We start from the raw sequence: 22,050 nt of genomic DNA, 5'->3' as shown, positions 1-22,050 counted from the left end.
GTATCTCCATTACTGCTTCAATTTAGGATCAAGCGCGTCTCGCAAACCATCTCCCATTAAGTTGAAAGCTAACACTGTCATTAAAATTACTAAGCCCGGAAAGGTGACTACCCACCATGCAGATTGTGCAAATTGCAATACGTCAGCAAGCATTGTTCCCCATTCAGGGGTCGGTGGCTGTGCGCCCATACCTAAAAAACCTAATGCTGCCATGTCTAAAATCGCATTTGAAAATCCTAATGAAGCTTGCACAATTAATGGCGCTAAACAGTTTGGCAGAATATTTATAAACATTTGCCGTAAAGCACCAGCCCCAGCAACTCGGGAAGCAATCACATAGTCTTTATTAATTTCAGCAAGCGCCGCTCCGCGGGTTAAACGGATATAATGAGGTAACGCAACGAAAGCTAATGCGATTGAGGCATTAACAATCGATGGGCCAAATATCGCAACTAAAACAAGTGCAAGTAATAAGCTGGGTAAAGCAAGCATGATATCGACAGCACGCATAATGATGTTGTCTAAAAAACCGCCTATATAACCAGCAATCAATCCCACTGTAATCCCTAAAATCAATGAGATGATGACGACCAAGCAACCAACTAACAAAGATAAACGTGCACCATAAATGAGCCTCGATAAGATATCTCTCCCCACATCATCAGTTCCTAAAATAAATTGCCAACTGCCATCTTTCATCCAAACAGGTGGCGCTAATAAGGCATCTCTAAATTGTTCAGAAGGAGAATGTGGTGCAACAAAATTAGCAAAAATAGCGAGTAAAACAACAATAATAATAAAGACTAATCCAACGACAGCACCTTTATTTTTTGAAAAATAAAACCAGAACTCACGCATAGGCGTTAATGGCTTAGGTTCAACCAAACTGGTGTCTCTCGTATTGGTCGATTCAGTAATAACCTGTTTATTCATCTTTAAACACACTCTTATTTATGTCTAATACGCGGATTGATAACGCTGTATAACATATCAACTAATAAATTCACCAAAATAATCATGACCGCAACAATTAAAACGCCACTTTGCACTACGGGATAATCTCGACGTTGTAGCGCTTCAATTAACCAACGACCAATTCCCGGCCATGAAAAGACGGTTTCGGTCAATATTGCACCAGCAAGCATTGTACCAACTTGTAAACCGATGACTGTCATCACAGGGATCATCGCATTGCGTAATGCATGAATAAGGATGATTCGCATTCGACTAACGCCTTTAGCTCGTGCAGTTCGAATATAATCTTCACTTAATACTTCTAACATAGAAGAACGGGTCATGCGGACAATGACCGCTAATGGAATGGTACCTAATACAATGGCAGGTAAAATTAAGTGAGTAACTGCGTCTATAAAATCTTCTTTTTCACCCCATAATAAAGTATCAACTAACATAAATCCGGTTAAAGGTTTACTTTCGTCTAAGAAAAGCATATCACTAACACGACCTGATACCGGAGTTAAATTTAAATGCACAGAAACTAACGTAATGAGCATCATTCCCCACCAAAAAATTGGCATGGAATAACCCGTTAAAGACAAACCTATTGCTGTATGATCAAATATTGAACCGCGTTTTACTGCTGCAAGCACGCCAATTGGAATCCCAAAACTAATTGCAAACAACATCGCGCAAAATCCAAGCTCAAAAGTTGCTTTAAATCGGGGTACAAATTCATCCCATACTGGAATTTGGCTTTTAAAAGAGATGCCTAAATCGCCATGAAACATGCCTATAATGTATTGAAAATATTGCTCATACAGAGGCTTGTCTAAACCAAATTGTGTTATTAGTTCAGCATGGCGTTCTGGCGTTAAACCTCGCTCTCCTGCAAGTACTGTAATAGGATCACCAGGAATGAGGTGAACGAAAATAAAAGTCAGCAGTGTAATGCTGATAAAAGTCGGGATAAGTACACCTAACCGTTTTAAAATAAATTGAAACATGTAGTGGCTCTTAAATATTGCTTCTAAACTATCGTTTATTAAATAGATAATTTTTTATTGTTATTAAAAAAATATATTTATAGTACTCAATTCAATCAAACCTAATGCAGCGATTAACCACACAGGTGGTTAATCGCAAGGAATATTATTTTTCAAGCGTAACTTGGTTAAAATTATGTAATGCTAAAGGAGCCATAATATAGCCTTTAACCTCTTTACGTATCGGTAGATAAATCATTGAATGAGCAATCATTAATGCAGGCACTTGGTCATGCATCTCAACTTGCGCTTGTTTGTAAAGCTTAACCCTTTTTTCATGATCAGGCTCAATGCGAGCTTGCTGTAATAAATCATCAAATGGTTTATAACACCAGTGTGAATAGTTTGAACCTGCTTTAACCGCATCACAACTCATTAAAACAGAATAAAAGTTATCAGGGTCACCATTATCTCCCGACCATCCCATTAACACCGCATCATGTTCACCATCACGAATACGAGATAGATATTCTCCCCATTCATAACTCACAATTTTAGCTGTTACACCAATTTTAGCCCAATCAGCTTGAATCATTTCAGCCATACGGCGTGCATTTGGATTATATGGACGTTGTACTGGCATTGCCCATAAATTGATAGTAAACCCTTTCTCTAATCCCGCTGATTTTAATAACTCTTTTGCTTGTTCTGGATCATAAGGATAATCTTTTACTTCATCGTTATAACCCCACATTGATGGTGGAATAAAGTTTTTAGCTGGTTCTGCCGCACCTTGAAAAACAGCTTTTATAATCGCATCTTTGTTCACGGCCATATTTAATGCTTGACGAACTTGCAAGTTATCAAGTGGTGGTTTATCCATATTGTAGGCTAAATAACCAATATTAACCCCTGCCATTTCTTTAACAACAATATTATTGTCTGACTTCATTCGTTCAATATCTGCTACATTTGGATATGGCATCGCATGACATTCTCCTTTTTGTAACTTGGCATAACGAATTGCAGGATCTGGTGTAATTGAAAACACTAAACGATCAAGCTGGGCTTTAGGGCCAAAATAATCGGGATTTGCTTTATAAAGAATTCTTGAATCTTTTTGGTATTGAACAAAAGTAAATGGACCAGTACCAACGGGGACTAAATCAACTTTTTCGGGTGTGCCATTTTTAAGCATAGCATCGGCATATTCGGCTGATAAAATAGAAGCAAATGACATTGCTAAATCTGCTAAGAAAGGAGCTTCTGGATGGTTTAATTCAAATACAACAGTATGGTCATCTATCTTTTTAATTTCTTTGATTAAATCTGGGAATCCCATGCTTTCAAAGTATTCATATTGTCCACCAGAAACTTTGTGATAAGGATGATTTTTATCTTTCTGTCGCATAAATGTAAAAATAACATCATCAGCATTTAAGTTTCGTGTTGGTTTGAATTCTTTATTGCTATGCCACTTAACATCATCGCGTAAATGGAAAGTATAAGCCAAACCATCTTGGCTAATATCCCAAGATTTTGCTAAAGCAGGTTCGATTTCGGTAGTACCTAATTTAAATTCCACCAAACGGTTAAAAACAGGAACTGCACTAGCATCCATTGAAATACCGCTTGTCACTAACTGTGGACTAAATGTTTCAGGTGAAGCCTCTGCACAATAAACTAACGTCCCTGCAGCATGAAGTTGTGCACTAGCAAGCATCGTTATTAGCCCTGCTCCCAACAAAAATTTATGTTTATATTTCCTTAGATTACTCATAAAACCACCCCAATTATTTAACAGTAAACCTATTTTGTCATAATTAAACAAAGTTAAAATCTTCGTATTTCTAATATTTTTTAAATACAGATTTAGTAAAACGCTCTAATTTTGATTTTTACATCAATTAACTTTTACTTTGTTTAAATTCATATTTTCGCTATTTATCGCACTAATATGGTGCAAAATGCACCATAATTAAAATTACGATATTGCCTAAGAATTTACAATAACATTCCATTTTTTATTGAAAATAATTTCTAACACAAGCATAACGGTAGTTAAATACTGTGTAACCGATATAGCATGCAAAAATAGTGCCAATTTCAATTCATATTAAAGGTATGACTAAAAAAGAACATATAAATATATTCTTTGATTTGTTCTCAATTTATGTTTAGTTCTAGATTTATTATAGAGCTTGTGGCTTAATAATTGATTTTTATAGAATGTATTATAATTATTGTAAATAAAATAATCATTAAATTATTGATGAAAAATTAACTTATTACTGGATTTAGCTTAATTTCAATTGAACACTGTAGAGGAGTACAACAAGGTGAAAGGCTTATCTGAAAAGGCCTTAGGCATAAAAAAACCTGCTAGAAGCAGGTCTTAGAATTTGGTGATTGGTGCCCGGACGCGGAATCGAACCACGGACACGGGGATTTTCAATCCCCTGCTCTACCGACTGAGCTATCCGGGCAACAATGGATGCACATTAAACACGATTTGTGATTATCAGTCAATCCCTTTTGTAAGATATTTTGAAAAAAACATATCGTTCGGTTGAAAAATAGCTAATCATCTTCATATTAATAGCTAGTTTCTAATAATATGTCTCTATGCTTATAGGAATTGTTATATGCGATTTATTGGTTTTATTATTTTTTTTATTTATGTTTATTTTGAGGTTAGTTTTTTCATAACAGTTGCAAATACAATGGGGGTTTTCCTTGCTTTAATTTGTATTATTGCAACGTCTATTCTTGGTTTTTCATTAGTTAAATCTCAAGGCTTGAAGAATCTTGGTATTATGCAACAAAAAATAGCAAATAACCAAAGTCCTAAAAATGAAATCATTAAAAGTGTAGCCTTGCTTTTTGCTGGTTTTTTATTGCTTATCCCGGGTTTTTTGACGGATATCTTAGGTGCAATTTTATTAATACCCAATGTTCAAGAACATATTGTTAAATTTATTGTTAAAAAAATGCCGATTAAATCAACATTTGCATCATCACAAACACGTTACCACAATGAGGATATTATTGAGGGAGAGTTTAAACGTAAGGATGATGAATAAACAATCAATTGAAATTTTTTTTAATTTTGTCCTCTTGAAGATTTTAAAATAGTCCCCATGTAAAGTGAACTATATTATAAAATCGTAATTTTATGATTTATTTTTAATAATTGTCTATTTAAAAATTAGTGCTAGGAGATAACTAATGAAAATTCGTCCATTGCATGATCGTGTGATCATTAAACGCAAAGAAGTAGAATCAAAATCAGCTGGTGGTATTGTTTTAACTGGTTCAGCAGCTGGTAAATCAACACGTGGTGAAGTTTTAGCTGTTGGTAATGGTCGCATTTTAGAAAATGGCCAAGTTCAGCCGTTAGATGTTAAAGTTGGTGATATCGTAATTTTTAATGAAGGATATGGCGTTAAAACAGAAAAAATCGATAATGAAGAAGTGCTTATCTTATCAGAAAGCGATATTCTAGCTATTGTTCAAGCATAACCAGCAAATAATTAAACTTATAGACAGAATTTAGGAGAAATACGAAGATGGCAGCTAAAGATGTAAAATTTGGTAATGATGCTCGCATCAAAATGCTTCAAGGCGTTAATGTATTAGCTGATGCAGTTAAAGTAACTTTAGGTCCAAAAGGACGTAACGTAGTATTAGATAAATCATTTGGTGCACCAACAATTACTAAAGACGGTGTTTCTGTTGCTCGCGAAATCGAATTAGAAGATAAATTCGAAAACATGGGCGCACAAATGGTGAAAGAAGTCGCTTCTAAAGCGAATGATGCAGCGGGTGATGGTACAACTACTGCAACCGTGCTTGCTCAAGCAATTGTTAATGAAGGTTTAAAAGCTGTTGCTGCGGGTATGAATCCAATGGATTTAAAACGTGGTATTGATAAAGCGGTTGTTGCTGCGGTTGAAGAACTTAAAAAATTATCTGCGCCATGTGCCGATTCTAAGGCAATTGCACAAGTTGGTACAATTTCTGCAAACTCGGATGAAACTGTTGGTACATTAATTGCGCAAGCAATGGAAAAAGTAGGTAAAGAAGGTGTCATCACCGTTGAAGATGGTACAGGCTTACAAGATGAGCTTGATGTTGTTGAAGGTATGCAATTTGATCGTGGTTATTTATCTCCATACTTTATCAACAAACCAGAAACGGCAACTGTTGAATTAGAAAGCCCTTATATCTTATTAGTAGACAAAAAAATCTCTAACATTCGTGAATTATTACCAGTTTTAGAGGCTGTAGCTAAAGCAGGAAAATCTTTATTAATTATCGCAGAGGATGTTGAAGGTGAAGCATTAGCAACATTAGTTGTTAACACCATGCGTGGTATTGTTAAAGTTGCTGCGGTAAAAGCACCTGGTTTTGGTGATCGTCGTAAAGCAATGTTACAAGATATTGCTATCTTAACTGCTGGTACTGTTATTTCAGAAGAAATCGGTTTAGAACTTGAAAAAGCAACACTTGAAGATTTAGGTCAAGCTAAACGTGTTGTTATCAATAAAGATAATACAACCATTATTGATGGCGTTGGTGAAGAGTCTTTAATTAATGCGCGTGTTGAACAAATTCGTAAACAAATCGAAGAATCAACTTCTGATTATGATAAAGAAAAACTTCAAGAACGCGTTGCCAAACTTGCTGGCGGTGTTGCAGTAATTAAAGTTGGTGCAGCAACTGAAGTTGAAATGAAAGAGAAGAAAGCGCGTGTAGAAGATGCGTTACACGCTACTCGAGCAGCTGTTGAAGAAGGTGTTGTTGCTGGTGGTGGTGTTGCCCTTGTTCGTGCTGCGTCGGCAATTGCAGAACTTAAAGGTGCGAACGAAGATCAAAATGTCGGTATCAAAGTTGCACTTCGGGCAATGGAAGCACCATTACGCCAAATCGTGACTAACTGTGGTGAAGAAGCATCTGTTGTTATCAATGCAGTTAAAGGTGGCCAAGGTAACTATGGTTATAATGCTGCGACTGAAGAGTATGGCGATATGATTGCAATGGGTATTTTAGATCCAACTAAAGTAACTCGTAGTGCATTACAATATGCTGCATCTGTTGCTGGTCTTATGATTACTACTGAATGTATGGTGACAGATTTGCCTAAAGATGATAAAGCTGATTTAGGTGCTGCTGGTGGTATGGGTGGCATGGGTGGTATGGGCGGAATGATGTAATTTTCGTCGATAATCCAACCGATACAAATCAACTAAAGCCATCCGCTGATGCGGATGGCTTTTTCGTAATATCCCCCTTCCGAGAACTATTAGTTAGAGCTAAATAAAAATATAAAATTTAGTTGATAAACATAAAATATAAATTGATATAGAAATTCTACAAAATAAAAAAATGGTCATGTTAGCCAGTAAAGATTTGCAACTTAATCGTTAACAAATGATTACTCAATTTATAAAACCATCATGATAAAGGCACATTCAAAGCAGTTTATAATCAAGATACACATAGTTTTGATATAACATTTTGTAAAATTTAAAAAGGAGAAAGTAGAAGTGCTTTTTATAAACTGTTACCTTTAGGCTGTAACGGTTTATGGAAAATTACCAAAATTGGTTCCAATGTTACCCGTTGGGTATCTCAATGTTAGAGTATATTGTTATGATAATTCCCCCTTTAAAAAATCAAGGGGTATTATGCTAGATGAAAGTCAGAAAAGGTTAATTGGATAGATGTTGATAAAGTGTAATTATACCAATCACAATAAGTACCAAGCCACCTGAAAATTCTGCTCGTTTACCAATTAAACATCCTAATTTATTACCTAATAATAATCCAATCGTTACCATTAAACAGGTTGCTATCCCAATCATTGTTGCAGCAAAACAGATATTGACGCTCGCTAATGCCAGCCCAACCCCAACAGCAAATGCATCGATACTGGTTGATATAGCTGTAAAAATTAATATTAAAGAAGATTTTTTTGATGAGGCTCCTTTATCATCTTGGCAATCTTCATCAGAATTTTTAAAACTACTGTAAATCATGTTAATACCCAAAAATAACATGACAGTAAAAACAACCCAATGATCCCATTGTTCTATATATTGCAGTGCAATATAGCCAATTAACCAACCCAGTAATGGCGTAATAGCCTCGACAACACCAAATAAAATACCGACTTTGAGTGCTCCTAAAAATGGGGTTGATTTAAGCGAAACTCCACGACATACAGCGACAGCAAAGGCATCGGTTGACATAGCCAGTGCTAACAACAAAATAGCCCAAAAACTCATGACATATACTCTTGCTTTACATTATATTAATTTAATTATTATTGAATAATAATTCGTTATAATTTATTTTTTTGTTACTGAAAATAAATAATTTGCGACTTTTATATCGCCTTTACTTTGATATAGTTCAGCTGTTTGTTTGACGCTATCTCGACGGTTTGCATCATATTGAAAAAGTAGGTTAAACATTAAGTCAGCTGTTTTTTTATCTTTATTTTGGATAGCACAATAGCCATATTGCTCATAAGCATCGGCTTTCCAACGGTGACGATCTAAATCAAGGCTTTGCTGAAATTGCTGCTTTGCTTCTTGATAACGATCCCGTCCACATAAAAAAGAACCATAATGCACATGATATAATCCATTACCTGGTTGCATTTGTGTAATACGTTTGTAAATTATTTCGGCTTCGTTGTATTCGCCAACATGTTGATCAAACATTGCCATAGCTAACATAACTTTAGGATTATTTGGGGAATATTGTGCTGCTAATTTCAGATTATAATGTGCTGCTTTGATATTTTCTGCTGATTCATTTGCTTTAGCAAGATAACCTAATCCAAGTCGCATTCTAGCTAAAGCCGCCTTTTCTGGATCAAACTCATTGCCGTTTTTCATTTGACAGCCCGATAGTATCACCATCAAAAAACAGCTAGATATAATTAATGATTTTTGCATCTATTCTTCCTTTATAAAGAGTTATCTTTATATTGTTTGCTGAACTAGATTTTGTTTTTTATAAAGTGTTCTTTTGGTACGGTCAACAACCTCGCCAGCCAATTGTCCACATGCTGCATCAATATCATCACCACGGGTCTTACGAACAATTACTGTAAAACCGTATCCCATCAGTGTTTTCATAAAGCGGTCAATGCGTGTATTAGAGCAGCGAGCATACGGTGCTCCAGGGAATGGATTCCAAGGAATTAAATTAATTTTACTAGGTACATCTTTAAGAAATTTTGCCAGCTCGTGCGCATGCTCAACGCCATCATTAATTTGATTAAGTAATACATATTCAATTGTTACTTTACCATGATTTGCATTTGAAGTAGAAAGATAGCGTAAAATAGAATCTCGTAGCATTGCCATGTTATACTTTTCATTTATTGGCATAATTTCACTGCGAATAGTATCATTTGGCGCATGGAGCGAGATTGCTAATGCTACATCAATCATACCAGCTAGTTTATCTAAAGCGGGAACAACTCCTGACGTTGATAGTGTGACACGTCTTTTTGATAAACCATAACCAAAATCATCTAACATGATTTCCATAGCTGGTGCCACATTAGATAAATTAAGTAGTGGCTCTCCCATTCCCATCATAACGACATTGGTGATAGGCCTATCAGCCAATTTACCGGTTACACCAATGGCATTTGATGCCCGCCATACTTGACCAATAATTTCAGAGACGGTTAAATTTCGATTAAATCCTTGTTGTGCTGTGGAACAAAATTTACACGCTAATGCACAGCCAACTTGTGATGAAACACATAATGTTGCACGATCACGCTCAGGAATATAAACAGACTCAATCATTTGATTGTTTCCAACATCAAGCGCCCATTTAATTGTGCCGTCTGATGAGCGTTGCTCCATTGCAATCATCGGTGCTTTAATTTCAGCTAAAGTTTTGAGTTGCTCACGTAACTTTTTATTGATATCGGTCATTTGATCGAAATCATCTATCCCAAAATGATAGATCCATTTCATCACTTGATCGGCTCGAAATGGCTTTTCGCCAAGTGATATAAAAAACTCTCTTAATTGCTGGCGTGTAAAATTGAGTAAATTTATTTTTTCGTTTGTGTGATTAGTTGTATTAAGATTCATTGTATTTGTAACGCCTGAACAATTAATAGACGTGTTGGGTGTAGATGGTGTTAACATAAGGCCTCGTTTTTACACATTATGGCTATTTCAATTTTTAGGAAAAAGATTATACTGTTTTTAACTTAATCTGGCTAATAGAATATTGGTAATGCTAAAAGATGATAAAATCCATAATATTTAAAAAAACTGGCAGTTTGGCTTTAAACTTAGCGTTACTTCTATTTTCTACTTTTACTATGGCAAAACAAATCCCATTAAATAAACTGATTGGACAGTTTGATGAAAAAAAAGACGATAACTTTATCGCCTTGGACTCAACCATACTGCCTGTTAATAAAAAAGGAATGTACCTGCAGAAAGAGCCAACTAGACAACTTATAAAGGCTTATAATGACTTTAAAAAAGTTCACCCAGATATCCCTTTTGTTGTAGTAAGTGCAACGCGAAATTACACTTACCAAAATGGAATTTGGCAACGGAAATGGGATGCATTGTCTACTAAGTTCAATGATCCGCAAAAAATTGCGAAACAGATTTTAAAATATTCATCCATGCCAGGTACTTCTCGCCATCATTGGGGTACAGATATCGATATTACGAGTGTTTCTTCAGCATATTTTAGAAATGATAAAAAAGGCGTAATTCTTTATAAGTGGCTTCAAGAAAATCTTCCCAAATATGGATTTTGCCAAGCATTTAATGATGGAAGAAAAGGAGGATATCAACCGGAAGAATGGCATTGGTCATACAAACCGATCGCTAGCCAATATATTGCACAATATAAAGCTATATTAGAAAGCGATCCAAATGCTATCATGAAAGCTTTAACTTTTACAGGTCACGATAAAATCAAGTTAGAAAACCTAGTTAAAGAGTATGTGTTAACTGTTAATACTGATTGTTATTAACATGTTTTTATTATTGAAGCTTTCTCCAATATGGCAAACTTATTGTTACAATAAGACCACCACCATCGCGATTAGTTGCTTGGATAGTACCGTTATGCATAATGACAGTCTTTCTGGCTATTGCTAACCCTAATCCATAACCTTTGCCTAATTGCGGAGACTGAATACGAACAAACGGTTCAAAAATACTGGATAGTTTATTAGCTTCAACACCAGGTCCACGATCTTTTACTTCAATTTGCAAATACTTGCCTGTTTCTTTTAATGAAACTTCTACTGCTTGTCCTGCCTGTGAAAAGCGAATAGCATTACGGATAATGTTTTCAATCGCACGGCGTATTTGTTCTGAATTGCCTTTAACAATTGAATGCGTAATTGGTGATGAAATAAAATGTACATCAATTAACTGGTGATTCGCCTCATAGTTAGCATCATTGATAACTACACTTATTAAATCTTTTAAGTCAAAATATTCATCAGTGCGATTATTCATTTCGGCTCGAGAATAATTTAGAATCTCACCAATTAGTTGATCTAATCTTTGTGATTCTAACTCTATCCTAGCCAAAGCCGTATCAATGTTTTGTTTATTTTGTTGAGCAAGCCCAATTGCTAGCTGTAAACGAGCAAGTGGCGTTCTGAGCTCATGAGAGACGTCATGAAGGAGAGATTGGCGATCAGATATCAATATATTAAGTTGTTCAACCATCATATCGAAATCTTTACCGAGTTCACTCAACTCATCGCGGCGAGGTTTTAATTTATTGAATAATCGGACAGAAAGATCGCCTTGAGATACCCTGAAAAAGCCTTGCCTTAATAGTCTCATAGGTCTGGTTAAATTCCATGCTAAAAAAAGACTAAAGACAAGTCCAACAAATATTCCCATTAACACTATTGGCATTGGCATATTGAACAATGTTTTTTTAGTATGATCGTCCTTATCTTCTTTAAATGAAACAGAATAAAGCGTTCCGTCAGGCGCTGCTGCCATACGTTGATAAACATATGTTGGCGTTTCTAATTCATCAGTCAGTATATTGACTTGCTCATTTATTGGAGAAACTAATTTTATTGATAATAAAGCCCTTTCTTGTTCGGGCAAATGCGCTATAAAATTAAGTGTTTCATCTTCACCTGCCACATGTAATAACTGAGCAATCATATCGACTTTTGTCGGCATATGATTGAGGAATCTTTGATTTTTATTTTCTGCATAAATCGAAAACGCAATCCAAGTTAATTGGAAGGTGAGATAAAAAATAACCCAAAATATAATGAGTATTTTCCAAAATAATCGACGATTCATACTAAAAGCCTATTGGTCGTTAACGGATACGGTAACCGACCGCTCTAATTGTTTCAATCGTTACATCATTTTGTGCTATTTGATGTAATTTTTGACGAATATTACTAATATGAACATCGACACTGCGGTCGTAAAGTTCTCGTGCTCGACCAAGCCCGATTTCTGATAACTCTTCTTTAGTGACTACTCGCTCACTATGTTTTACCAATAAGACTAATAAATTAAACTCGGTTGATGTCAAATCAATGACTTGTCCATTCCAAGTACATAATCGTTGTGGTAGATCTAAAGTTAAACCATTAAAATGATATTTTTTATCATCAACCATTTCAACTGAACGTTCATCAAAACGACGTAAAACAGCACGTAATCTGGCTAATAATTCTCGAGGATAACATGGTTTCGGGATATAATCATCCGCACCCAATTCTAATCCCAATACACGATCAATATTGTCGCCTTTGGCTGTTAACATAATAACTGGCATATTACATTGTTGTCGTATGCTTTTAAGAACATCAATGCCATTAATATCGGGTAACATGACATCTAAAATTGCGGCACGATATTTTCCTGATAATGCTTCATCAATACCATCTTTACCTAAATAAACACTTTTGATATTAAAACCTTCATTAGTCAAATATTCGCTAAGCATTTGTGATAGTTCAATATCATCATCAATTAATAAAATATTTATCATAATCGCAATCGCCATTGTTATTTAATTTAGATTTTTACATTATTGCAATAATAAAAAAAAAGTCAGGTTCTTTTACTAAAATATTACATATTTTGAACGATCCCAGATGTTTTAATTTACTGTTATTAATAATGTAAAAACGTTTTAGGTTAGCTATATGTTGTAGTATATGTTCTAACCCAAGAATATAAGTGGAATTGATTGTTTATTCTGCAATTACATCATTCAATTCTCAGCTAAAATATAATAAAGTAATATTTTAATGTTTCACCATCAAATATGTACTTTATAGATAGAATATGGAGATAAAAAATAAAACCACAAGTAATTAGGAAAGAATAAATTTGCTGAAGTTTGACGTCTTATAGACTTTAGAATTGACAAAGCCAATATTGTTGTATTTTCTGATTATGTTACCGCCAAATAGCTAAAAATAACTATTAAAAAATGCTTATGTTTTTCCTAATTTAATAAAAAAGCATGCTCATTATCTTTAGAGCCTAAGGTATATGTGAACAGCCATAGCTTACTGGCGAGGTTACCGATGTGTCAATGCTGAACTTCTTAAAGTACCAAAAACGTTATGACAAAAAGGATTGCTAGCAACTCACTGATTTGGGTGTGTTAAAATTGCTAACAATAATCTATCCAACTAAGAAATCAGTATTTCAGCTAAAAGCGCCTTTGCTAAAGACTGAATTGGGAATTATCAAATTTTATACTTTTAGCGCTTCTTATATAATCAATTGGTGTGTTTTTTTAAAATTGTGCTGGACAATGTTATTTTTTATGCGTAATATTTCGTCCTGCTTCTATGGTGGCTATAGCTCAGTTGGTAGAGCCCTGGATTGTGATTCCAGTTGTCGTGGGTTCGAATCCCATTAGCCACCCCATTTATAGAACGCAAAAAGCATCTAACGGCGAGTAGCGCAGCTTGGTAGCGCAACTGGTTTGGGACCAGTGGGTCGGAGGTTCGAATCCTCTCTCGCCGACCAATTTTCAATAAAAAAGCCTACTTATCCAAGTGGGCTATTTTATTATCTTCTATCAAAAATTTAGATAGCTCCCTGTTTTCAGCATTAGCGTTGCTTATTATTCATTTCCCTAACTGTTATGCTTTTATTTTTGGCTTCTGCTTGTGAAAATTATTCAGGATTCTATACCGTTTCATCTTATTGGAATCCGATAGCAACTTATTTCTCCTTGCCAAAAAGAGGAAAAAGATGGTCGCTATAGTATAAATAAAAATCATAGCAGCACATATTGTGGTCAAAAAATTTAGTTGTGACTTTAAACAACAATTGGGGAATTATGCCTTAATCAATGCCCATCTCTATTAGCTCATAAAAGTACGTTTAGGAGCCCCAAGCTTAGACCATGATATTCTTGATGAGGAATATGTTGTTTTAGAAAGAATAGTAAGTCGGTTGTTAAAGCACTAGCATTACGCAGTCAAGCTGTGCGTAAATTTAAATACAAAACACAGATCCCATCCTATATTTGGTGTATTTGCTAATTTAAAGATGACAGTTAATTCTGTCACCAAATTTTATAATAAATGGTTCTATAAATAATTTAAACAGCAATAATGCTTATATTTTTATGTGTAGGAATTACCCAACCAAGAAATGCGTTAGGTACATATAAGTTGTTACAAATAAATCAACTAGTAACCAAATCATTTCAATAAATAAAAATATAAAATTAATCAAGTTGTTAAAGTGGTGAATGTATTATCTAGAAGCGGTATTTAGTTGCAGATGATGATTCGTTTTTCTACTGGTTATTATGGTTATTTTATCTTTCAATATATAACACCATGTTATTAAAGCCCTGCCTACAAAAATAATTCTTATCTGACTTGTTTTATGATGATATTTTGCTTTAATAGTGAAAATATCTTTTTATAACATCTACTTTTGGAAATAAAATATGAAAAATGTTGGTTTTGTCGGTTGGCGTGGAATGGTGGGGTCTGTTCTTATGCAACGTATGGTTGAAGAACACGATTTTGATTATATCAATCCTATTTTCTTTTCTACTTCTCAAGCAGGTCAAGCTGCTCCTAATTTTGGCGGTAAAACAGGCACATTACAAAGTGCAGATAATATTGATGCATTAAAAGCGTTAGATATTATTGTTACTTGCCAAGGTGGGGATTATACCTCCGAGATTTATTCAAAACTACGTGCAACGGGCTGGCAAGGTTATTGGATTGATGCAGCATCAACATTACGTATGGCTGATGATGCAATTATCGTGCTCGATCCTGTTAACAAAGCCAACATTGATGCTGCTTTAGATAAAGGTATTAAAACCTTTGTTGGTGGTAACTGTACTGTGAGCTTAATGTTAATGTCTCTCGGTGGTTTATTTGCTGAAAATCTTGTTGATTGGGTTTCGGTTTCAACTTATCAAGCGGCTTCAGGTGGTGGTGCGCGCCATATGCGTGAACTGCTTACTCAAATGGGCATGCTAAATGCTGAGGTTGCCAAAGAGTTACAAAATCCGCATTCTTCTATTTTAGATATTGAGAGAAAAGTGACCCAAAAAATGCGTGATGGTAGTTTGCCTACTGATAACTTTGGTATGCCATTAGCGGGTAGTTTAATTCCTTGGATCGATAAGGCGCTTGATAATGGCCAAAGCAAAGAGGAATGGAAAGGACAAGCTGAGACCAACAAAATCTTAGGTACCAGCCAAATTATTCCAGTTGATGGACTTTGTGTTCGTATTGGCGCACTACGTTGTCATAGCCAAGCTTTTACTATTAAGTTGAAAAAAGATATCAGTGTGCCTGAAATTGAAAAACTGCTTGCCGCTCATAATGATTGGGTAAAAGTAGTGCCGAATGATCGTGATATTTCCATGCGAGAGCTGACACCAGCCGCAGTAACAGGTACCTTAACCACACCAGTTGGCCGATTACGTAAGCTTAATATGGGTAAAGATTATTTATCTGCCTTTACTGTTGGTGACCAATTATTATGGGGCGCGGCTGAACCATTACGAAGAATGTTACGCATATTAGCCTAAATTAAACATAAAATGGCAAAGCCCGATTGGTCGGGCTTTATTATTTATTATAATCGATTACTGTTCTTTATCGTCCAACAATGTCATTAATAATGAGCCATTAAATAAAGCTTGCTGCACTAATGCAAATGCGCCAATCGCTGATCTGTCGTTAAGTGATGAACAAGTAATAGTCAGATTTTTCCGTAAACCTTCTAAGCTTTGAGCATTTAATGCGCTATTGACCGCGTTTAATAGTATTTCGGGCGACTTGGTGAGTTCACCGGCTAATACGATTCGTTGTGGATTGAAGATATTAACCATAATTGCAACTGCCCTGCCAAGGTTTTCACCCGCATCTTTGACTAGTTTTATTGCTAGCTCATCTCCTTGATTAGCATATTGACAGATATGGTTAATATCGCAGTGATCTGTTGTTAATCTTGATCTATAGCCTTGTTCAATCATCTGTTTCGCTCGGTTTTCAATAGCTTTATTGACTACACGGTTTTCTAAACAACCAAAGTTACCACAATGGCAGCGTTCGCCTAATGCATCAACTTGAATGTGACCAACTTCGCAAGCGCTTTGATTGTGATTTGTTAGTAGTTGTTGATTAACAATAACGCCAGAGCCTACACCACGGTGTACACGGATTAAAATGGAGTCATCAACATGTTGTGTTGACCCGAAATAACTTTCGGCTAATGCTAAACTTTGAATATCATTGCCTAAGAAAATAGATACATTGAATTTTTCTTGTAAAACTTTGGATAAAGCCCACTCTTTCACTTGAATATGTGGTGTATAGCGGACAATGCCATTGACCGAATCAATTAAGCCCGGAAGTACAATGGATATTGCAATTAACTGATTTATTTTTTTGCTATTTTCCTCAATGAATTCTTTAATTAATTTGATTAAATATGCTTGTACTTGCTGTTCGGTAAAATGAGTCAGAGAATATCTTTTGGAGATTAGGCATTTAGATCCTAAGTCAAAAAGTTCAATAGTGACATGAAAGCGGCTTAATTGCACCGCAATGGCTTGGTAATGTCCAAATTTAGCTTCAATGGAAACCGCAGGTCGACCACCCGTTGATTGCTGAGCATCAACTTCTTTGATCAGCTGATTTTTTAATAATTGTCGAGTAATTTTTGTAATACTGGCTGGTGCTAATTGACTCATTTCAGCCAGTTGTATACGAGAAATAGGAGCTTGCTGAACAATTAAACGGTAGATCATTGCATAATTAAGTTGTTTAATTAGCTCAGCATTTCCCACTAAATTCAGATAATTAAATAACATATTACATCTCAATATTTTTATTAACTATCTGCATTCTAAAGATGTATTTCTCCATTTACAATGGTTTTAGTGACAGTAAAATCACGATTAAAAATAACTAAGTTGGCGATTTTCCCTTCGCTAATACTACCAAGGTCTTTATCCACACCGATTGCTTTGGCTGGATAAAGTGTCGCCATTCTTAACGCCTCATCTAATGCAATACCTACATATTCAACAGCGTTTTTTACTGCTTCAATCATGGTTAATGCCGAACCACCAAGTGTACCGTTTTCGTCCACACAGCGACCATCTTTGTAATAAATGGTTTTACCTGCAAATACACCAGTTTCTAAATTAGAGCCAGCAAGTAGCATTGCATCGGTAATTAAGATTAAATGATCTTGTTTAATTTTGTGACTATTGCGAATATTTGCCCAACTTACATGTTGACCGTCAGCAATAATACCTACATAAACTTCTGATTCATCATAAATTGCACCAACTACACCTGGTTCGCGTCCAGAAATATAAGGCATGGCATTAAATAGATGTGTTCCTAAACGAATACCATCATTAAATCCACGACGACAATCATCATAATGACCATTAGAATGACCAACTGATACATGAATTCCAGCATTAACCAGCTGTTTGATAAAATGGCTGTCGACTCTTTCAGGAGCTAATGTGATAATTTTTATTACATCTGCATTTTCGCAAAGAAAATCAATCATTTCTTGTGAAGGTTGGCGAATAATATTCTCGTCATGAATGCCTTTCTTTTCTGGACTAATATAAGGACCTTCAAGATGTAAACCCAGTGCTTGATTGGCATGCGTGGCTAAATATTCACGCATTACTTTAACCGCCTTTATCATAAATTCATCAGTTGATGTAATTAAAGTCGGTAAATAACTCGTACATCCATAAGTTAGATTTGTTGCTTGCATTGCTTCTAATGTTTCAATACTTAGGGCATCAAGCGTTTCATTAAATTGCACCCCACCACAGCCATTGACTTGGATATCAATAAATCCAGGCGCAACTATTGCACCTTGTAAATTTTCAATTTTGATATCTGGGGTTAATTCGTCTTGTTTACAGATTTTAGCAATTTTGTCGCCGTTGATAATAACGGCGTGATTTTCAAGAATTTCATAACCTGTATAAATACGACAATTTGTTAATGCGTACATTGATTTATCCTTTATAAAACGGTCACTTTAAGATTATCAGCTTCCATTTGTTTAAAATATTTTAATGTTTTCACTTTAAGATCATCAGTACTTGGTTCATCACAAACAATGATTGAAGCTCGATGCATTTGTAGTGCTGTCACTGTCCAAAGATGATTAACACTACCTTCAACACCAGCTTGTAACGCTAAACTTTTGTTATGACCACAAACTAATAAAATCACTTCCTGAGCATCCATTAAAGTGGCAACTCCGATAGTTAGCGCATGTTTTGGTACTTGATTAACATCATTATCAAAAAAGCGAGAATTGGCAATGCGTGTATCTTCAGTTAATGTTTTGATACGAGTACGAGAGCAAAGCGAAGAGCCCGGCTCATTAAATGCGATATGTCCATCTTGTCCAACCCCACCTACAAAAATATTGATTTTGCCATAAGCCTTGATCTTCGCTTCATATTGACGACATTCTTCATCAATATCTGGCGCATTACCATTTAATATATGGATATTGTTTTTATCAATATCAATATGGTTAAAGAAATTTTCGTACATAAATGTGTGATAGCTTTGCGGATGATCTTCAGGAAGGCCTACATATTCATCCATATTAAACGTTACTACATGTTTAAAGCTAACATGACCAGCTTTATAATGTTTGATTAATTGTTGATACATGACTAACGGCGAGCTTCCGGTTGGTAGACCTAGTAAAAATGGTCGATCTGCTGTCGGTTTAAATTGGTTAATTTTATTCACAATACGCTGTGCAACCCAAGCACCGACTTCTTGTGCATTGTCTAAAGGAATAAGTCTCATGAGATATCACCTCTTTTGATATAATTAAATAAATTCTTTTTTTTAAAAGTAAAATATGTTGGATTAATTGTACTATATTAAGACAATTAATCAAAAAATATAGTGATTTTTGTCACAAAAAAGTAATAATTAATTTGCGAAGTAAAATAATATAGAGTGAAATAAAGAAGACTTACTTATCATCGTTTAAAAATGTAAAATTTTATGACATTTTTTATATGCCCTTAAAAATATATGAGGTTAACTTATGGGAATTTTAGCTTATATGCAACGTATCGGGCGCTCACTGATGGTGCCTGTCGCAGTACTACCCGCAGCCGCAATACTACTCGGAATAGGGTATTGGATCGACCCTAATGGTTGGGGACAAAATAATATTATTGCTGCGTTTTTAATTAAATCGGGCGGCGCAATTATTGATAATATGCCTATACTTTTTGCTATTGGTGTGGCTTACGGTATGTCTAAAGATAAAGATGGTGCTGCCGCACTTGCTGGTTTAGTCGGTTTTTTAGTGGTTACAACTTTACTTTCTCCTAGCTCGATTGCACTATTTAATGGTATTGATACAAAAGCAGATGACTGGCTAGGGCAAGTCCCTGCTGCTTACAAAAAAATAAATAACCAATTTATCGGTATTCTTGTTGGTATTATTGCCGCCGAACTTTATAATCGTTTTAGTCAGGTTGAATTACATAAAGCGCTATCATTTTTCAGTGGAAAAAGACTGGTCCCTATTATTGTCTCAATAGTTATGTTGTTAGTATCCGCTGTTTTATATTTTATCTGGCCAACTATTTATGATGCACTTGTTGCGTTCGGTAAATATATTAAAGAATTAGGTTCTGTTGGTGCAGGTATTTATGGATTTTTCAATCGTTTACTTATTCCTGTTGGTTTACACCATGCTTTAAACTCAGTATTTTGGTTTGATGTTGCGGGTATCAATGATATTCCTAACTTCTTAGGTGGGCAAAAATCAATTGAAGATGGATTAGCAACAGTGGGTATTACTGGTCGTTACCAAGCTGGATTTTTCCCTGTTATGATGTTTGGTTTACCTGGTGCGGCATTAGCGATGTACCATACCGCGAAAAAAGGCAATAAAAATAAAACGGCCTCAATCATGTTAGCCGCTTCAGTTGCTGCATTTTTTACCGGTGTTACTGAACCGTTAGAATTTGCGTTTATGTTTGTAGCACCAGTACTTTATGTTTTACATGCTGTTTTAGCTGGTATCTCACTTTATATTGCAGCTGCAATGCAATGGATTGCAGGGTTTGGCTTTAGTGCTGGCTTAGTTGATATGTTACTTTCCAGCCGTAATCCACTTGCTGTACATTGGTATATGCTTATACTTCAAGGTTTAGTGTTCTTTATTGTTTACTATGTTGTATTCCGTTTTGTGATTGTTAAATTTAATCTTAAAACACCAGGTCGTGAAGATGAAGATACCACAGTTTCATCAACCGAAAACACTCAGCAAAAACAAGCAATTGGTGATACATCGAAACTTGCAGAGCAGTATTTAGTTGCTGTTGGTGGTAAAGAAAATCTAACCAATATTGATTCTTGTATTACACGTTTACGTTTAGGGGTGAATGATTCAGATCTTATTGATGAGCAAGCGGCCAAAGCGCTTGGTGCAATGGCAGTGATTAAGTTAGGTAAAACTGGCGCACAAATTATTGTTGGAACTCAAGCTGAAAAAATTGCTGATCAAATGAAGAAATTAGTTTAGTTATATAAAAGCTAAATCTAATGAAATTATAGCCCACTCTATTTAAGCATAGCAAAAAATGGAGTGGGTTATTTATTTGATTTAAACTTAACAAACTTCATGAGTCTAACTATCAACGCTAGAATGCATTTTTTATGAAAATTGATTATTAAAAAAACAACAAAATAAAAAGTTAAATAAAATCAATATTTATTTGAATGATTTTAGTTTAGAGATCAATCTTGTTGTTGTGGTGTGAGATTGTGTATGTCAATATAAAATTAGAAGCGCAATACTACATCTTGAATGGTTAATAATTGCATTAATGACTCATTATTAATGATTTTACTTGGGATATTACGAGGTATCTGTATTAGATTTCTTGATTTAAGTGAAGATTCGCATACATACACATCATCAATATCATAAAGTTCAAGCATATTAAAAGTCGCAATATAATCACGCATTAAAATTTGATCTGGTTGCTGATTAGGTAACAAATGAAATACACCATCATCGACAAAAAAAACAGAAATATGGTTAATTGCTGAGGTGGCTAATGCGATATCAAGTGCTTCTCGACCTTTGGCATTTCCATGCGGGGGCGTACTAATAATAATTGCCACTTTTTTCATTTGAATCCTTAACCTTAAAACTGAATAGTACGGTCTGTCATTGCAATTGACTCACTTAATTCACCAAGGCCAGTTAATTGAAAATGATCAGCGAGGTTATTTTCGATAATGCCACGACGCTGTGCTGCTGCTACACAAACCGTCAAAGTGAAAGCGTGTTTTTGAGATAATTCTTGCCATGCAGAAATTAAATCAAATTCATCGCTGGCTGGATCGGTATAGCGGTTGCCATTATAAACACCATCGGCATAAAAAAAGATGTTTTTAATTGTATGTGGTGTATTAGACAGTAAAACTTGTGCAAATTGATATGCGCAGTAAGCAGATTGGGTCCCATAAGCAGGACCCATAATAACAAGAGTATAACTTAATGAATCAAGCAAA

19 protein-coding genes and 3 tRNA genes are annotated in these 22,050 nt (G+C 35.2%); 8 read left to right on the top strand and 14 right to left on the bottom strand.

Annotated features, from left to right (window positions below; all coding sequences use genetic code 11):
- Positions 1-9: 9 nt before the first annotated feature.
- The 4 genes from dppC to A9G24_RS04500 all read right to left on the bottom strand — a co-directional run bounded on the left by dppC (position 10) and on the right by A9G24_RS04500 (position 4,429).
- Entirely contained in the window at positions 10-933 is a 924-nt protein-coding gene (gene dppC, locus A9G24_RS04515) for a dipeptide ABC transporter permease DppC (RefSeq protein ID WP_065637960.1), read from the bottom strand.
- A 14-nt stretch (positions 934-947) separates the two neighbouring features.
- On the bottom strand, positions 948-1,964 hold the full coding sequence (gene dppB / locus A9G24_RS04510) for a dipeptide ABC transporter permease DppB (RefSeq protein WP_065637959.1): 1,017 nt from the start codon (positions 1,962-1,964) through the stop codon (positions 948-950).
- A 145-nt stretch (positions 1,965-2,109) separates the two neighbouring features.
- Positions 2,110-3,723, bottom strand: a complete 1,614-nt coding sequence (locus A9G24_RS04505; RefSeq protein WP_065638032.1) for an ABC transporter substrate-binding protein — start codon at positions 3,721-3,723, stop codon at positions 2,110-2,112.
- Positions 3,724-4,353: 630 nt separating this feature from the next.
- Positions 4,354-4,429, bottom strand: a tRNA-Phe gene (locus A9G24_RS04500).
- A 159-nt stretch (positions 4,430-4,588) separates the two neighbouring features.
- On the opposite strand from A9G24_RS04500, the gene A9G24_RS04495 reads away from it, so the two are divergent.
- The 3 genes from A9G24_RS04495 (at position 4,589) to groL (ending at position 7,159) form a co-directional block, all read left to right on the top strand.
- Positions 4,589-5,026: an FxsA family protein gene (locus A9G24_RS04495; protein ID WP_065637958.1), complete on the top strand. Its 438-nt coding sequence runs from the start codon at positions 4,589-4,591 to the stop codon at positions 5,024-5,026.
- Positions 5,027-5,171: 145 nt separating this feature from the next.
- Positions 5,172-5,465: a co-chaperone GroES gene (locus A9G24_RS04490; protein ID WP_034915350.1), complete on the top strand. Its 294-nt coding sequence runs from the start codon at positions 5,172-5,174 to the stop codon at positions 5,463-5,465.
- A 47-nt stretch (positions 5,466-5,512) separates the two neighbouring features.
- Positions 5,513-7,159, top strand: a complete 1,647-nt coding sequence (gene groL / locus A9G24_RS04485) for a chaperonin GroEL (RefSeq protein WP_065637957.1) — start codon at positions 5,513-5,515, stop codon at positions 7,157-7,159.
- Between the two features lie 498 nt (positions 7,160-7,657).
- Here the strand turns inward: groL and A9G24_RS04480 are convergent, their stop codons facing one another.
- The 3 genes from A9G24_RS04480 to A9G24_RS04470 all read right to left on the bottom strand — a co-directional run bounded on the left by A9G24_RS04480 (position 7,658) and on the right by A9G24_RS04470 (position 10,072).
- On the bottom strand, positions 7,658-8,233 hold the full coding sequence (locus A9G24_RS04480; protein WP_065637956.1) for a manganese efflux pump MntP: 576 nt from the start codon (positions 8,231-8,233) through the stop codon (positions 7,658-7,660).
- Positions 8,234-8,296: 63 nt separating this feature from the next.
- Positions 8,297-8,911 (bottom strand): tetratricopeptide repeat protein, encoded by a 615-nt coding sequence (locus A9G24_RS04475; protein ID WP_065637955.1) that lies wholly within the window; start codon positions 8,909-8,911, stop codon positions 8,297-8,299.
- 27 nt (positions 8,912-8,938) lie between these two features.
- The gene (locus tag A9G24_RS04470) at positions 8,939-10,072 is read right to left on the bottom strand and encodes a bifunctional tRNA (adenosine(37)-C2)-methyltransferase TrmG/ribosomal RNA large subunit methyltransferase RlmN (RefSeq protein WP_065637954.1); all 1,134 of its coding nucleotides are present in this window, start codon (positions 10,070-10,072) and stop codon (positions 8,939-8,941) included.
- Between the two features lie 158 nt (positions 10,073-10,230).
- On the opposite strand from A9G24_RS04470, the gene A9G24_RS04465 reads away from it, so the two are divergent.
- Positions 10,231-10,980, top strand: coding sequence for a M15 family metallopeptidase (locus tag A9G24_RS04465; RefSeq protein ID WP_065637953.1), 750 nt, complete (start codon positions 10,231-10,233; stop codon positions 10,978-10,980).
- Between the two features lie 10 nt (positions 10,981-10,990).
- Here the strand turns inward: A9G24_RS04465 and A9G24_RS04460 are convergent, their stop codons facing one another.
- Positions 10,991-12,289, bottom strand: coding sequence for an ATP-binding protein (locus tag A9G24_RS04460; RefSeq protein WP_065637952.1), 1,299 nt, complete (start codon positions 12,287-12,289; stop codon positions 10,991-10,993).
- Positions 12,290-12,308: 19 nt separating this feature from the next.
- Positions 12,309-12,989 carry a response regulator transcription factor gene (locus A9G24_RS04455; protein ID WP_065638031.1) on the bottom strand — a complete coding sequence of 227 codons (681 nt, stop codon included), beginning with the start codon at positions 12,987-12,989 and terminating at the stop codon, positions 12,309-12,311.
- A gap of 820 nt (positions 12,990-13,809) precedes the next feature.
- Between A9G24_RS04455 and A9G24_RS04450 the strand changes: the two genes are divergently transcribed.
- From A9G24_RS04450 to asd, 3 genes are all read left to right on the top strand, one after another.
- Positions 13,810-13,885 (top strand) — tRNA-His (locus tag A9G24_RS04450).
- Positions 13,886-13,910: 25 nt separating this feature from the next.
- A tRNA-Pro gene (locus A9G24_RS04445) sits at positions 13,911-13,987 on the top strand.
- A gap of 937 nt (positions 13,988-14,924) precedes the next feature.
- The gene (asd, locus tag A9G24_RS04440; protein ID WP_065637951.1) at positions 14,925-16,028 is read left to right on the top strand and encodes an aspartate-semialdehyde dehydrogenase; all 1,104 of its coding nucleotides are present in this window, start codon (positions 14,925-14,927) and stop codon (positions 16,026-16,028) included.
- A 57-nt stretch (positions 16,029-16,085) separates the two neighbouring features.
- On the opposite strand, the gene A9G24_RS04435 is transcribed toward asd, so the two are convergent.
- From A9G24_RS04435 to nagB, 3 genes are read right to left on the bottom strand one after another with little or no spacing between them, the layout of a single operon-like run.
- Entirely contained in the window at positions 16,086-17,315 is a 1,230-nt protein-coding gene (locus A9G24_RS04435) for an ROK family protein (RefSeq protein ID WP_065637950.1), read from the bottom strand.
- Positions 17,316-17,350: 35 nt separating this feature from the next.
- Positions 17,351-18,493: an N-acetylglucosamine-6-phosphate deacetylase gene (gene nagA / locus A9G24_RS04430; protein ID WP_065637949.1), complete on the bottom strand. Its 1,143-nt coding sequence runs from the start codon at positions 18,491-18,493 to the stop codon at positions 17,351-17,353.
- 11 nt (positions 18,494-18,504) lie between these two features.
- Positions 18,505-19,311 carry a glucosamine-6-phosphate deaminase gene (gene nagB, locus A9G24_RS04425; protein WP_065637948.1) on the bottom strand — a complete coding sequence of 269 codons (807 nt, stop codon included), beginning with the start codon at positions 19,309-19,311 and terminating at the stop codon, positions 18,505-18,507.
- 247 nt (positions 19,312-19,558) lie between these two features.
- Between nagB and nagE the strand changes: the two genes are divergently transcribed.
- Positions 19,559-21,052, top strand: a complete 1,494-nt coding sequence (gene nagE, locus A9G24_RS04420) for an N-acetylglucosamine-specific PTS transporter subunit IIBC (protein ID WP_065637947.1) — start codon at positions 19,559-19,561, stop codon at positions 21,050-21,052.
- Positions 21,053-21,312: 260 nt separating this feature from the next.
- On the opposite strand, the gene tusC is transcribed toward nagE, so the two are convergent.
- Positions 21,313-21,666, bottom strand: coding sequence for a sulfurtransferase complex subunit TusC (gene tusC, locus A9G24_RS04415; RefSeq protein ID WP_065637946.1), 354 nt, complete (start codon positions 21,664-21,666; stop codon positions 21,313-21,315).
- A gap of 14 nt (positions 21,667-21,680) precedes the next feature.
- Positions 21,681-22,049, bottom strand: a complete 369-nt coding sequence (tusD, locus tag A9G24_RS04410; protein WP_218056212.1) for a sulfurtransferase complex subunit TusD — start codon at positions 22,047-22,049, stop codon at positions 21,681-21,683.
- Position 22,050: the final 1 nt, after the last annotated feature.

The organism is Gilliamella sp. App6-5 (assembly GCF_001690525.1).
GTDB classification, from domain to species: Bacteria; Pseudomonadota; Gammaproteobacteria; order Enterobacterales; family Orbaceae; genus Gilliamella; species Gilliamella apicola_H.
The sequence above is the reverse complement of the archived record's forward strand: the minus strand, read 5'-3'. Positions and strand labels throughout refer to the sequence as shown.